The sequence below is a fragment of the Anaerostipes caccae L1-92 genome (genome assembly GCF_014467075.1).
Lineage (GTDB): Bacteria > Bacillota > Clostridia > Lachnospirales > Lachnospiraceae > Anaerostipes > Anaerostipes caccae.
This window is the reverse complement of the sequence record NZ_AP023027.1, coordinates 844,497-858,321: the sequence shown is the minus strand read 5'-3', so window position 1 is coordinate 858,321 and position 13,825 is coordinate 844,497. Positions and strand designations below refer to the sequence as shown.

Here is a 13,825-nt window from a genome sequence, read left to right as displayed (position 1 = left end):
ATCAATGCAAAGGAGTGTGTATATCATGGCACAAAAACATGGTAACCTTTCAATTAACAGTGAAAACATTTTTCCAATCATTAAAAAATGGCTGTATTCCGATCATGACATCTTCGTCAGGGAATTGATCTCCAACGGATGCGATGCTATCACAAAACTTCGAAAACTGTCCTCCATGGGAGAATACGAATTTCCGGAAGGCCACAAAGAAAAAATCGAAGTCATCGTAGACGCAAAAGAAAAAACAATGAAGTTCGTCGACACCGGCCTTGGTATGACGGCTGAAGAAGTCGAAGAATACATCACACAGATCGCGTTTTCAGGAGCCACAGAATTTTTAGAGAAATATAAAGATAAGACAGATCAGGACCAGATCATCGGACATTTCGGACTTGGCTTCTATTCTGCATTTATGGTAGCCGACAAAGTTTATATCGACAGCCTCTCCTACAAAGAAGGGGCAGTCCCGGTACACTGGGAATGCGACGGCGGTACAGAATATGACATCGAAGACGGCGTCCGGGATCAGGTCGGAACTCAGATCACACTGTTTTTAAATGAAGACAGCCTGATGTTTGCCAACGAATCAAAAGTTGAGGAAGTCATTCAAAAATACTGTTCTTTCATGCCTGTGGAAATCTTTTTGACTGATGCGGGCAAAGAACAGGAATATGAGACGATCGACGAATCAGAACTGACTGAAGAAGACGTGGTTGTCGAGCACATCCATGAGGATGCAAAAACCGAAGAGAAAGAAAATGAAAACGGTGAGAAAGAAACGGTGGAGGTCTCTCCCGCAAAAGATCTGGTAAAAATCCATAAGCGCCCGGTATCCTTAAGCGATACTCATCCGCTCTGGATGAAACACCCGAACGACTGCACGGACGAAGAATACAAGGCATTTTACCATAAAGTATTCGCTGACTTTAAAGAGCCTCTGTTCTGGATTCACCTGAATATGGACTATCCGTTTAATCTGAAAGGAATTTTATACTTCCCTCAGATCAACACAGAGTATGACTCCATCGAAGGAACGATCAAGCTCTACAACAGCCAGGTATTCATCGCCGACAACATCAAGGAAGTCATCCCTGAATTCCTGATGCTCTTAAAAGGTGTCATCGACTGTCCGGATCTGCCTCTGAACGTTTCAAGGAGTGCTCTCCAGAACGACGGCTTTGTGAAAAAAATCTCCGACTATATTTCCAAGAAGGTTGCGGATAAACTGAGCGGCATGTGTAAGACTGATCGGGAAACCTATGAAAAATACTGGGATGATATCAGCCCGTTCATTAAATTCGGCTATATCAAGGACCAGAAATTCGGAGAAAAGATCAAAGATTATATTCTGTTTAAGAACATGGACCAGAAATATTTAACCCTCAGTGATCTGGCTCCGGCACCGGCTGATGAGAAAGACAAGACAACCATCTACTACATCACGGACGAAGTACAGCAGAGCCAGTATATCAACATGTTTAAGGAACAGGGTCTGGATGCCGTGATTCTGAAGCACAATATTGATTCTGCATTTATCTCCCAGTTAGAACAGCAGAGCCAGAACCTGGCGTTCAAACGGATCGATGCGGATGTGGAAGGCGCACTGAAAGAGGATTCCGAAGAGGATCTCACCGATATCACGACTGCTCTGACAGAACTATTTAGAAAGACTCTCGGAAAAGAGAATCTGGATGTCCATGTGGACAAACTGAAAAACGAGGACATATCTGCCGTCATTACCTTATCCGAGGAGAGCCGCCGGATGCAGGACATGATGAAGATGTACGGCATGGCAGGCATGGACCCGGCCATGTTCGGAGGAGCAGAATCCCTGACCTTAAATGCCAACAACCAGCTGGTGCAGTACCTGTTTGAACACGGGGACGCAGAGAATACACCGATCATCTGCGAACAGCTGTATGACCTGGCAGTTTTGAGCAACAAACAGCTCCCTGCAGACCAGATGACCAAATTTATCGCACGCAGCAACAAGATCATGCAGATGCTGACGAAATAGAAAATGAGCCGCAGACAATTTCACAGACTGTCTGCGGCTCTCTTTTACCTGTCACTTATCCTAAACTTTACAAAACCGAAATATAATCTCAAATCCTTCTGTGTAATCCTCCGGGATCTCAATCTGTATTCCCAGGCTGTCCGCCGTCTGTTTTGCCAGATAAAGTCCCATTCCGGTGGAATTCTTTCTCTTTTCCTCTGTGTCTCCGGTAAATCCCTTTTCAAAAAGAAAGGGAAGATCCCAGGGCTTTACTCCGATTCCATTGTCCCGGACTGCCAGTGTTACATCCCCGTTCTCTGCATCACGCTTTGTATACAGCTTCAAAAAAGATGCTTCTGCTTTCTGCCCGGCATATTTCAAAGAATTGCTCACTGCCTGACGGATCAGGAAAGAAAGACCTTTTTTGTCCGACAGAACATGTAAATCTTCCACTTCATTTATGACACGGATCTTCTGTTCCTTCAGCAGATTTTCATATCCGCAAAGCACTTCCCCGCATATATCAGAAAGAGATACTTGTTCAAATACATAGTCTGTACATACATTTTTTATCCTTGCGTAATACAGCATTCTCTCGACATTTTCTTCTATGTTAGTCTGCACATACTCAAGCCTCCTGTAAGCAGCAGAAGACATCTCATCTTTTCGGTTATCCAGAACAAAGGTCATCAATGCCAGCGGAGTTTTGATCTCATGGGCCCATGATTCAATATACTCCTCATACTCCGCAAGATCCGCCTCCTGATCCCGAATTTTATGGTCCAGCATTTCAATGCGCTCTCCTATGTGTCCCATCGCCTGTATTTCCCTGTCATTCATAGATAAAAGTTCTATCTCATTTGGAGAACTTCCGGGCTTCTCCAGGAACCGCATAAAGTCCTTTTCTTTTTTCCTGTCCCTTCTGTCCAGCCAGAGACCCATAAATACGTATAAGATTACGGCAGCCAAAATCACCGAAGGCAGGATGGCATAAAAGCTGCCAATGTCTGAGAGCCAGAGAAACATACAGAATACGAGACAAAGAACCATGGTAAACACAAACCATTCTTTGTATTTTAATAAAATCTGCTTCCATCTGTCAGTCATCGCTTTCTCCGATCTCTGTAAGGCAGTACCCTATCCCTCTTCTTGTCTCTATTCTATAAGGGATATGAAGTTTTCTTATGGTTTTCTTTAATCTTGTCATGTTCACCTGAAGTGCATTTTCATCGATATACTCTGTGGTTCCCCATAATCTCTCTGACAGCATGGATTTTGTCACAGTATCTCCCGCATGCAGCAGAAGCAGTTCCATGATCTTTCCCTGATTTTCAGGCAGTACCGCCGACTGTCCATTCATATACACCGTAAAAGTCTGGCGGTCCAGCCTGACTCCCTGAATCTCCGCAAAGCGGTCTCTGTCCTCATATCTTCGGAGCAGGTTTAAAATCCGGGCGGTCAGCCTGTCTTTGTGACAAGGCTTTGTCAGATATTCATCTGCCCCCAGCTTAAGGGCATGCAGTTCATCCTTTAACTGATCCCGGCTGGTCAGCACAAGAACCGGCACTGTACTTATCTTCCTGATGGATCTGCATATCTCAAAGCCCGTGATTCCCGGAAGATTCAGATCCAGCAGCACCAGATCAGGAGACAGACTGAGAATCTTCCTGGCCGCATCGGAAAAGTCCGCAAGACAGTCCGTCTCATAGCCCTCCTTCATAAGAATCGAAGCAAGTTCTTCCCTCATAAATACGTCATCTTCTGCAATCACAATCTTTTTCACGCTATCCGCCTTTCAGCCGTCGTCCCTCTTAAGCTTTGTCTGCCGGAGGATCTGTTTGTCGCTCATTTTCATGACGGCCACAATATATCCTAATTCTATCACACACACAAGCAGAATTACAGGCACTGCTGACGCTGTAAGAATTCCTTCTCTTCCCCGCATGTCAGATGCAGCAAAACCTGAGGCCATGGACCGAATGCCAAACAGGCTTCCGAAAGCGGCGGCGGATATGGGCAGAAGGAAGAACCATCTGATCTGTCTCCTGGCAGACTCGCACAAATATTTGCAGCGGCATCCGAGACGAAGAATCGTCCGGTATCTCTTTTTCGTCTGCTGCTGATGCATCAGAAACTGCACGCCAAGCACCGTATTTGCGATAAGAAGAAAGATGACCCCCAGATAAATGGTTGTATAACTGGCTGCCGCCGTATAAAACAGCTGCCTGCCCATGCTCTTTAAATAGCTTTCATACTTTAGGGAAGTTTTGTCCAGCCGGGCGTTGATATCTGTCATGGTTTGCATCAGCCCTTTCTTCCGGACAACAGAATCCTTGAGCTTTATATTCCAGTACGAATGAAACTGCCCTTCTGTCAGCTGTTCAAATACCGGATCAGGAACGACCAATCCATAGCTGATCGTAATCGAACGGTCCGTGACGATGTTTTCCTGACAGTATGTTTTGGACAGTTCATATCTTTCGTGGTTCATTTCCACAGCGGGCCGTATTTTCAGCGCAGACTTCATTGTCCTGTCGATATCCCCATTTGAATATTCCCTGCTGGTATAGAGAGCAGCCTGACGGCTTTTCAGACGGAGCGGCTCGTCTCCCTTCAGCTTTAGAATTCGGTTATATCCGGATAAGGAGATCAGGTAGGGTTCATCAAAATATTGGAGATTGTTTAGAAGAACTTCTCTGCCCTGAGAGTCCTCCTGCGCCTTTACGGCTTCGTAAAGTTCCGCTCCGGAAAAAGTTCCCTCTGATTTGTTCCCCTTAAACGGACCTGTTTTCACCTGGAATGATTCCTCTGTAAATTCATCCAGATTCAGCTGTTTCAGCTCTCTTTTGATCTGTCCCGGCTCTCCTTCAAAGGTATAGTCAATGACATGACGGTTATTGAGACCAGAGTTTACGCCGATGGCACATCCATATCCAAAACAGCAGAACGCAGCCAGCATAAGCAGAGAGGACACCGCTATGGAATCCGGCCTCAGAACGATCGTCTCCTGGATCTGACGGAATGTAAAAACGGCCAGTCCCTTATTGCTGTCTTTTTGCTTTAGGTACATATCAAATACAATTCCTATCCCCCTGAAAATAAGGAAGTTCCCGCCGATACCCAGTACCATAATCACAGCCATTTCTCCAGGTGATCTCCAGGCATTTACCTTCAGGGCCCGGGTATAGGCCGCTGCCAGCATAAAAAATCCCGCTGCCAGCTGTATAGCTGTGAAACAAGTCCTGTGATCCCTGTGCCTCTTATCCTGTGACTGGGACAGCAGCTGTATGATCTCTTTTCGGACGGTCTTTATACTCTGAAAAAGCAGTGCAGTAAGCCTGACGGCAAAATATCCGGCAGCAGTCCACAGTGCAGCGGAAAGCGAAAATGTAAAACGATGCCCCACAATTCCCATCCCCGCCGCTTTTGCCGTGATCATACTGATCAGCTCTGACAGAAGGACCGCTATGGGGATACCTGCGGCAAGCGACAGGATACTGTTCCAGATATCCTCAGCAAGGAGCATGGCAAACAATTTCCTCCGACCCATTCCAAACATCAGATAGATGCCCATTTCATGGCTCCTCTGCTCCATTCGGTATCTGTCTGAAAAATACACGAGAAAAAACAGGAAAAAAAGAGAGATCCCATAAAGAACAGGAATCAGAAGCAGCAGCTTTTGGACGGCATCGCTCTCCATTTTTTTCAAAAATACCATCACATCCTGATTTTCAAGAGACAGAATAATATAAAATGCAGCAATGGAAACGATAAGAGATACAAACAGCAGCCCGTTTTCTTTTCTGTTTTTCCTGCTGTTTTTTCTGACGGTCTCAAAGAACATTGGCACTTCCCCCTCCCAGCTGAGCCATGACTGCTATGATCCTGTCATAGAACTCCTGTCTGGATTCCGCCGGAACCCTTTTCCTCAGCTGATGAAAAATTACTCCGTCCTGGATAAAAAGGATCCTGGAACAATAGCTGGCCACATTGGCATCATGGGTCACCATAAGGATCGTGGCCTTCTGCTCCCTGTTCAGATCAGAAAGCTTCTGCATCAGCAGCCTGGCATTTTTAGAATCAAGTGCCCCTGTGGGTTCATCCGCCAGCAGAATCTCTGGGTTTAACAAGAGCGCCCTGGCCGCTGCGGCCCGCTGCTTCTGCCCGCCGGACAGTTCCGAAGGAAACTTTCCAAGAATATCCTCTATATCAAGGCAGACGGCCAATTCCTTCAGGCGGTGCTTCATCCTGCCTGCATTATGGATGGCAGCCGGCAGCAGAATATTTTCTGCCGCAGTCATATTGTCAATCAGTTCAAAGTTCTGAAACAAATATCCCATCTGCCTCCCTCTGTAGTTTTCCAGCTCTTTTCTGGTAAACTTACTGATGTCCTGTCCTTTTAAAAGAATCCTGCCGCCAGTTGGGTTTGAAGCCGTGGAAATGCAGTTTAAAAGAGTCGTCTTTCCCGATCCGCTGCTGCCCATGATACCGATAAACTCACTGTCCACAACCTGGAAACTGATTCCATTCAGAGCCTTTGTTATATTCTCTTTCTTCCCATAATACTTTGTCAGAGATTCTATTTCTAATTTTTTTCCGGTCATTTTGTATCCTTTCTATCAGCCATAAGACTTGATTGCCTTTCTGACCTAATTATACAAAATAACGCTTCTGAATAACACTTACACTTCTTGTAAGGATTCATGAACAAAGTGGGCAAGCCACTTCAGCTCCCTGCATCCTTTTCTCAGGAACACTGTTCTAAGATTGATTCCAGCGCCGCCTCACTGCTGCTGTGTGACCGGACGATTTTGGCCTTGCTCCTTTTCGCCTCACAGAGGGCACATTTCACCATCTTATGGGAAACTGTATTGGTGAACAGAACAACTAAGTCAGGACTTCCTACCTGTTTTCCCAGTTTTGCACTCATCTGAGTAAACACTTTTGCTTTGCAGTTATACTCTTTGCAGATTCTTTTATATTGACAGACCATCCGGTCGTGTCCTCCAATGATCACAACACTCATAAGGAACCTCCTCTGTTTGAAAAGGAGCCGGTGAAACCGGCTCCGGCACTTGTTATCGCTTCTATTGGGCCAGCTGGGCCAGGGTTTTTCCAAGTCTTACACAGTCTGCTTTTACGTCGTCGTCCGGAGTTTCATGGGCAATCAGTCCCTCTCCGTCAACAACAGACGCTCCTGCAGATTTCATGCGGTCTGTCCAGTCCCTCATCCATTCTCCGTCACCCCATCCATAGGAGCCGAAAAGTGCGATCTGCTTTCCTGAAGCAAAAGCTTCCACTTCCTGGACAAAAGGCTCCATTGCCGATTCTTCCAGCTGTTCTGCTCCCATTGACGGGCAGCCGAGTGCAAATGCCTTAGTATCTTTCAGTGTGTCCGCAGAGACTGATTCCACATCTACAAATTCCGGAGTCCCTCCTGCCGCCGTGACCCCCTCTGCGATGGCCTCCGCCATGATTCCTGTATTGCCTGTGCCGCTCCAAAATGCGATGTATACTTTTGCCATGATAGCTCCTTTCTAAGCTGCAACGGTCATCTTCAAGATACCCCTGCCCTGCTGATACAATTTCCAGTAGACTTCTTTACATTTTTTATATTTTTTAAATAGTTTCAGTGCTTCACATTGATCGCAGTAAACCTTCCACATTCCGCAGAGCCTGCAGTTCATCCCTCTGTTCTCAATAAATCCAAGAACGTCCCCCAGCGGATAATCCAAAAACACACCGATCTCATGGGGAAAATCATCTGCCAAAAGCCTGCTTTTCAGATGACTCAGACAGTCTCCGGCCTCTGTTCCGGAATAGCCGAAATCAGAGAGCAGCTCAGCAATTCCTTCCTCCCGGAGTCTCTGATCCAGGTCTTTTCTACGGTATACATAAACCAACACCGACTCTTCTCTCCATTTCAGTTCTTCCAGATACAGCCCGCATGGATTCAGCCGTTGATTCCAGCTGCGGATTTCCTGTCTTGCAGCCGTAGTTCCCTGATAACGGTAGTTAAACAAGCTGCCGCATTTCATCCCCGCCAAAGTCGGGGCACATTGCTCTACGATTAAATCTGATAAGGTTTTCTCTCCCATGTCACACCTGCTTCATTTTTACACCGCGCGATGGTTAGTTTTAACTAACTATCAACATCATATCATCCTTTTCAAAAAAAACAAGGGAATAACTGAGAGTCATTCTCAATTATTCCCTTGCCAAAAACTCATATCATTTTAAAAATCAATGTGGTCGCTGTCTCTGTAAGAACCTTCACATGTGGAAACCTCATCCAGAATCTTCATATCTTCAGGACTGATCGTAAAGTCAAGCTTTAAATTATCCTTAATCCTTTCCCTGGTCACGCTTTTTACGAGCGGCACCGTATTATGCTGCAGTGCATACTTCACACAGAGCTGTGCAGCACTCACACCGCAGCGCTCTGCTATTTCTCTGATCTCCTCACATTGAAAGACTTTTCCGTTCGCCAGAGGGCTGTAGGCTTCTACGATAATATTTTTTTCTTCGCAGTATGCCCTGGTCTCTTTCTGCAGACAGCTTGGGTGAAACTCTATCTGATTGACCATTGGGGGGATCTCGCATACTTCGAGGATCTCATCGATGTGATGGGGCTTAAAGTTGCTGACACCGATAGCTTTCACCTTTCCTGCCTTGTAGAGTTCCTCAAAGGCTTTCCATGTCTCCCGGTTCTTTTCGATATAATCGTCATGGAACTTTACAGGCACCGGCCAGTGGATCAGATACAGGTCCAGGTAATCCACGCCAAGATCCGTAATCGTATTCTCAAATGCCCTCAGTGTGGACTCATATCCGTGATCATCGTTCCAAAGTTTGCTTGTCAAAAATAAGTCTTCTCTCTTGATTCCGCTCTCCCTGATTCCTTTGCCCACCCATATCTCATTGTGGTAGGCTGCTGCCGCGTCAATATGAGTATATCCGCACTCAACGGCTGTCTTTACTGCATTCACCGTGATCTCGTCACTGGGCGCCTTCCATGTTCCGAACCCGACCGCCGGCATCTGCTTTCCGTTTGAAAGTGTCACTGTTTCCATAAAAGCATAACCACCTTTCCTCTTCACACTGCATCGACTGTTATCATTATTATATCAGATTTTCCCGGGTTCGGACAGCCGCTGTTTTGCGCAGTGAGTGATAACGGAGCAGAATATATGACATTTTGACCAGTTTTCCGGCTTGCTGTCTCAGAGATGTAAGATTTTCTAACTTTCAGTAAAGTCTCTGCGGTGGCCCGCTCGGAACTCGCTGGCGCGGGGGCGGCCTCACTGTGCTTTGCACACCACCTCCGAGCCTTTTCTGAAAGAAGAAAAACTAACATCTCTTCGAATGCAAGGCCTCCAAACTGGTCAAAATGGATGTAATATCTACTGGATAAATATCCATTAAACAAATGGAACCGTCCAACGATAGTTGTTTAGCACTATTGGAGGAACGCATTTCAAAGCGTGACGGAAATAGTAGTGAATAACTCATGCTTGAAAATCACCGGCAGGCCATGAATCATGCCAATTCTTTCCTAACCATGTGGCCTACTCCGTATTCGTCATAGACCGCCTCATATCTGGTCCGTTTATCTTCCTTTCGGCAGTCTGATTCGTCAAAAGCACATGCGCCTTTTGGATAAAGATTGCAGAACCGTTCCATATTCCTTCTTGCGGGTATATAGGTCGGGTCCAGGGCCCAGGCGGCTCTGAAATGTTTCATGGCATTTCCGTGCTCCCCGTTTTTCTCCAGAAGGATTCCCATCAGATTATGGGGCTGGGGCGCATGCGGATACACCTTCATAGCCTCCGTAATTCTTTCCTGACAGATATCGTACTCTTTATTTTCCATGAGATATCTTACATCTTTACATAATATACTCAGTCCGTCTCTTTCTATTTTATGATTGAACATAACTATCAAACTCCTTTCCTTTCTTTCTGATTTTATTATAAAGAAAAATCTGTGAAGCCGATGTGAGGAACAGCAGAAGACTGTGAGAATTCTGTGAGAATTCAGCAAAAACAATGGTAACGTCTTTCTTTACCGATGTTGAAATCCGTATCTTATTTGCTATAATGGTTCATAATCTTTAACGAAAGGAAAGAAACCTATGCCACAACATAAAGTCAAAATAAATGCCGAAAAATGCATCGGCTGCGGGTTATGCGCAAAGACGTGCCCCGAACACAATATTATAATGAAAAACAAGAAAGCCGGTATCTTACTGCAGGACTGTCTGATGTGCGGACACTGTTCCTCGGTATGCCCGAAAGAAGCTGTCACAGTTACCGGCTTCCATACGAAACAATATCCGCAGACGAAATCCGTGCGTCTAAACCCCGATGAAGTCCTGGATGTCATTCGGTTCAGGAGGACAGTCAGACGGTTTAAAGATAAAAAAATACCGGATGCTGTGATCGCTCAGATTCTGGAAGCAGGGAGGCTTACCCATACGGCTAAAAATATGCAGGACGTATCCTTCGTTGTTCTAAATAAAAAAAAGCAGGAACTGGAGCAGATGGCTGTCCGCCTGTTCAGAAAAGTCAAGCCTTTGGCAGATTTGTTCAGTCCCATGGCCAGAAATAACAAGATACATGATCATTTTTTCTTCTTCCAGGCACCCATTGTCATCGTAATATTGGCAAAAGATAAAACAAACGGCCTGCTTGCCGCCCAGAACATGGAATTTATTGCAGAAGCCAATGGACTTGGTGTGCTGTACAGCGGCTTCTTTACGACTGCCGCAAACATTTCAGGGAAGATCAGGAAAGCATTGAAAATTCCAAAAGGAAAACATGCTGCAATGACTTTGGTATTGGGATATCCGGATGTAAAATTTCTCCGCTCTGCCCGGCGTGAAGCATTAGATGTGAAATATATGTAAAGGACCAGGATATGGATAAAGATTGTGAAAAAAGATTAAGTCAGATTGTACAGGGTTTCAGCGAATGCAAAGATGCATTTACTGCCATCGGAGATGAGACGAGACAACTGATCCTGATGGTGCTGTTAGAGAGTGACTTATCCGGCATCCGTGTCGGAGAAATTGCCCGGAAGACCCATTTAACCAGGCCGTCTGTCTCCCACCATCTGAAAATATTAAAGGAGGCAGACATTGTGGCCATGAGAAAAGAAGGAACAAAAAATTATTACTATATCAGTCTGGATGAAACCCGGTGGAAAACCATAGCCGGACTGATCAATCTTATTTATGAGAGTATCGAATGCAGCAGCCATAATATAGCCGGTGAAAGGCAGGAGAAAATATTATGATCTTATATTTTTCAGGAACAGGCAACAGCGAATATGCGGCAAAAAGAATTGCAGCAGAATTACAGGATGAGGCTGTAAATCTCTTTCATAAAATAAGAAGAAATGATTGCAGCAGAATAAATTCAGAGACTCCATGGGTCATTGTCACTCCCACCTATGGATGGAGAATCCCCCGGATTTTACAGGAATGGCTGTCAAAAACAGCATTAAAGGGCGCCAAAGATATTTACTTTGTCATGACATGCGGCGGAAGCATAGGAAACGCGGGCAAATATGTCAGGAAACTGTGTTCAAAGAAAGGCCTCTCTTTTAAAGGATGTATCCCCGTGGTCATGCCGGAGAACTATATTGCGCTTTTTGAAGCGCCGGAGCAAAATGAAGCATTGGAGATCATTGCGAAAGCCGAACCTGTACTGGACGAAGCGGCCCGTCTGATAAAAAACAGAGAAGCGTATGCACAGCCCGCGGTCACATTAAAAGACAGACTAAGCAGCAGTATCGTGAATGACATCTATTATCCTGCCGTCATACACGCAAAAAAGTTTTATGCCACAGACAGGTGTACATCCTGCGGCATGTGTGAAAGGGTTTGTCCGTTAAAGAATATCGATATAAAAGAAGGAAAACCTGTATGGAAAGACAGATGCACACACTGTATGGCGTGTATCTGCCGCTGTCCCGCAGAGGCGATTGAATACGGCAGCCACAGCAAAGGGCTGGTCCGGTACCTCTGTCCAAAGCAGCTCTGATCACTCATCCACCAGACGGTAGCCTACCCCAATCTCTGTCAGAATATATCTCGGATTGGCCGGCGTCTTCTCTATTTTTCTCCTGAGTGCTGCCATCAGGGCTCTCAGTGCCTGGGTATCCCTGCCGTAGCCTTCTCCCCATATTTCTTTGATGATATAGCTTGTCGTCAGAACCCGGCCCATATTTTTAAACAGCAGGGCGAGAAGCTGATATTCCATAGGCGTTAAATGCAGAACTTTTCCTTCCAGAAAAACAGCCCGCTTGTGAAGATCCAGTTTCAGGCCTCCAACTTCAAAGGAGGTCTGTTCCTTTGCCGCGGTTCCTTTATAATAATGGCGGAATGCCACCCGGATTCTTGCCAGCAGTTCCGTGGCTGAAAACGGTTTGGTCAGATAATCGTCAGCCCCTGCATCCAGTGCCGCAGCCTTTTCTTTGTCCTGGTCCCTCGCCGATACGATGATGACCGGCATCTCTGACCACTCCCTGACATTTTTAAGCACATCCATGCCGTCCATTCTGGGAAGGCCCAGGTCCAGAAGCATCATGTCCACCGGCTCTGAGACCAGGGCACTCAGTGCACTTTCCCCGGAATTAGCCGTGATACATCCAAATCCCTCCTGCCTCAAAGCATAGCCTATGAAATTTCTTATCTGGGGATCATCTTCCACGATCAGAATCCGTTCATGATAATGCTCCATTGCTTCCTTCCTCCTTGTTTACGGGAATCTTAAGAGTAAAGACGGCGCCCTTCCCGTCGGCGCGGTTCTCCGCCCTGATGCTCCCTCCGTGTGCTTTTATTATGGTATCGCAAATCGCCAGGCCGAGCCCGATCCCCTGTTTTGAATCTGCATCTCTTGTACTGGAAGTATAGAACGTCTCGAAAATGTTCGGAAGATCTGCGTCCGAAATCCCTTCTCCCCGGTCTGCCACCTCGATACGGATGCCGGATTCCCGCTCCGGCGCCTCCACAGTTATCGTAATCTGGTCTGACGGTTCAGAATGTTTGACCGCGTTATCCAAAAGATTCACAAATACCTGCTCCATAAGCCTGGCATCCATTGGGATCATGAGAACTTCTTCCGGCATCTCCACCTGAATTTTCTGCTCCGGAGCTCTCTTTAAGATCAGTGCGATGGCGCCGCCGATGACTTCCTCCAGAGCCTCCGGTTCTTTCTTGATCTTTAGTCTTCCGTCCTGCAGCCTCGTAAGGCTTAATATATTTTCCACCAGAGAATGCAGCCAGTCCGCGTCTTTGTGGATACCGACGGCCATCTCATGCCGTGGATCATCCTCACTGGTCATGCCAATAAGCATTTCGGACGTTCCCATGATGCCTGACAGAGGCGTCCTCAGATCGTGGGAAATGGCCCGCAGAAGATTACCCCGGTACCGCTCCTGCTCAATCTCAGCCTCTTTCTCCTGTGCCCTCACCGCATCTTCCTTCACCCTGGTCGTAAGGGCGCTGGTACAAATCGCCGTTATCGTCATGATAACAAATGTGATCAGATACCCCGGATTGTATACGGCGAAAGAGTAGTAAGGCTTTGTAAACAGCCAGTTGAAAAGAAATGTTGCGATGACGGAAGCTGTAAGGCCAAAAACATATCCTTCCGTAAACCTGGATGTCAGGAGTACAGACAGCATGTAGACGATAACAATATTAGACTCCTGAAAGTGCAGCTCCCTGAAACATATACCCACGGCAGAAGCCAGCAAAAGGAATCCCGCCGTGATCAAGATGCGGCTGCCTGCTGATTCTTTGTTTTTCCCTGTTTTCATGCG

At 46.2% G+C, this 13,825-nt stretch carries 15 protein-coding genes; 4 read left to right on the top strand and 11 right to left on the bottom strand.

The annotated features are described in order from the left end of the window. Positions 1–25 precede the first annotated feature (25 nt). On the top strand, positions 26–2,017 hold the full coding sequence (gene htpG, locus ANCC_RS04255; protein WP_006566561.1) for a molecular chaperone HtpG: 1,992 nt from the start codon (positions 26–28) through the stop codon (positions 2,015–2,017). 60 nt (positions 2,018–2,077) lie between these two features. Here the strand turns inward: htpG and ANCC_RS04250 are convergent, their stop codons facing one another. The 9 genes from ANCC_RS04250 to ANCC_RS04210 all read right to left on the bottom strand — a co-directional run bounded on the left by ANCC_RS04250 (position 2,078) and on the right by ANCC_RS04210 (position 9,931). Beyond that, complete coding sequence (locus tag ANCC_RS04250; RefSeq protein WP_006566562.1) at positions 2,078–3,103, bottom strand: sensor histidine kinase; 1,026 nt, start codon at positions 3,101–3,103, stop codon at positions 2,078–2,080. Then, a complete protein-coding gene (locus ANCC_RS04245; RefSeq protein WP_006566563.1) occupies positions 3,096–3,779 on the bottom strand; it encodes a response regulator transcription factor in 684 nt (227 codons plus the stop codon). The genes ANCC_RS04250 and ANCC_RS04245 overlap by 8 nt, the downstream gene beginning before the upstream one ends. A 12-nt stretch (positions 3,780–3,791) precedes the next feature. Next, positions 3,792–5,840, bottom strand: coding sequence for an ABC transporter permease (locus tag ANCC_RS04240; RefSeq protein WP_156340662.1), 2,049 nt, complete (start codon positions 5,838–5,840; stop codon positions 3,792–3,794). Then, a complete protein-coding gene (locus ANCC_RS04235) occupies positions 5,830–6,600 on the bottom strand; it encodes an ABC transporter ATP-binding protein (RefSeq protein ID WP_006566566.1) in 771 nt (256 codons plus the stop codon). Before ANCC_RS04235 ends, ANCC_RS04240 begins: the two co-directional genes overlap by 11 nt. Before the next feature lie 143 nt (positions 6,601–6,743). Continuing rightward, positions 6,744–7,022 (bottom strand): DUF2325 domain-containing protein, encoded by a 279-nt coding sequence (locus ANCC_RS04230; protein ID WP_006566567.1) that lies wholly within the window; start codon positions 7,020–7,022, stop codon positions 6,744–6,746. A gap of 61 nt (positions 7,023–7,083) precedes the next feature. After that, a complete protein-coding gene (locus ANCC_RS04225; protein ID WP_006566568.1) occupies positions 7,084–7,521 on the bottom strand; it encodes a flavodoxin in 438 nt (145 codons plus the stop codon). A gap of 12 nt (positions 7,522–7,533) precedes the next feature. Beyond that, positions 7,534–8,094, bottom strand: coding sequence for a DUF3793 family protein (locus ANCC_RS04220; RefSeq protein ID WP_006566569.1), 561 nt, complete (start codon positions 8,092–8,094; stop codon positions 7,534–7,536). Positions 8,095–8,232: 138 nt separating this feature from the next. Next, a complete protein-coding gene (locus ANCC_RS04215; protein WP_009289095.1) occupies positions 8,233–9,069 on the bottom strand; it encodes an aldo/keto reductase in 837 nt (278 codons plus the stop codon). 466 nt (positions 9,070–9,535) lie between these two features. Beyond that, on the bottom strand, positions 9,536–9,931 hold the full coding sequence (locus ANCC_RS04210) for a hypothetical protein (protein WP_006566572.1): 396 nt from the start codon (positions 9,929–9,931) through the stop codon (positions 9,536–9,538). 199 nt (positions 9,932–10,130) lie between these two features. On the opposite strand from ANCC_RS04210, the gene ANCC_RS04205 reads away from it, so the two are divergent. The 3 genes from ANCC_RS04205 to ANCC_RS04195 are packed head-to-tail and all read left to right on the top strand — an operon-like array spanning position 10,131 to position 12,042. After that, positions 10,131–10,904: a nitroreductase family protein gene (locus ANCC_RS04205; protein ID WP_006566573.1), complete on the top strand. Its 774-nt coding sequence runs from the start codon at positions 10,131–10,133 to the stop codon at positions 10,902–10,904. A gap of 11 nt (positions 10,905–10,915) precedes the next feature. Then, positions 10,916–11,293, top strand: coding sequence for an ArsR/SmtB family transcription factor (locus ANCC_RS04200; RefSeq protein ID WP_006566574.1), 378 nt, complete (start codon positions 10,916–10,918; stop codon positions 11,291–11,293). Next, a complete protein-coding gene (locus tag ANCC_RS04195; protein ID WP_006566575.1) occupies positions 11,290–12,042 on the top strand; it encodes an EFR1 family ferrodoxin in 753 nt (250 codons plus the stop codon). Before ANCC_RS04200 ends, ANCC_RS04195 begins: the two co-directional genes overlap by 4 nt. Here the strand turns inward: ANCC_RS04195 and ANCC_RS04190 are convergent, their stop codons facing one another. Then, the gene (locus ANCC_RS04190) at positions 12,043–12,741 is read right to left on the bottom strand and encodes a response regulator transcription factor (protein WP_006566576.1); all 699 of its coding nucleotides are present in this window, start codon (positions 12,739–12,741) and stop codon (positions 12,043–12,045) included. Beyond that, positions 12,725–13,822: a sensor histidine kinase gene (locus ANCC_RS04185; RefSeq protein WP_006566577.1), complete on the bottom strand. Its 1,098-nt coding sequence runs from the start codon at positions 13,820–13,822 to the stop codon at positions 12,725–12,727. Before ANCC_RS04185 ends, ANCC_RS04190 begins: the two co-directional genes overlap by 17 nt. Positions 13,823–13,825: the final 3 nt, after the last annotated feature.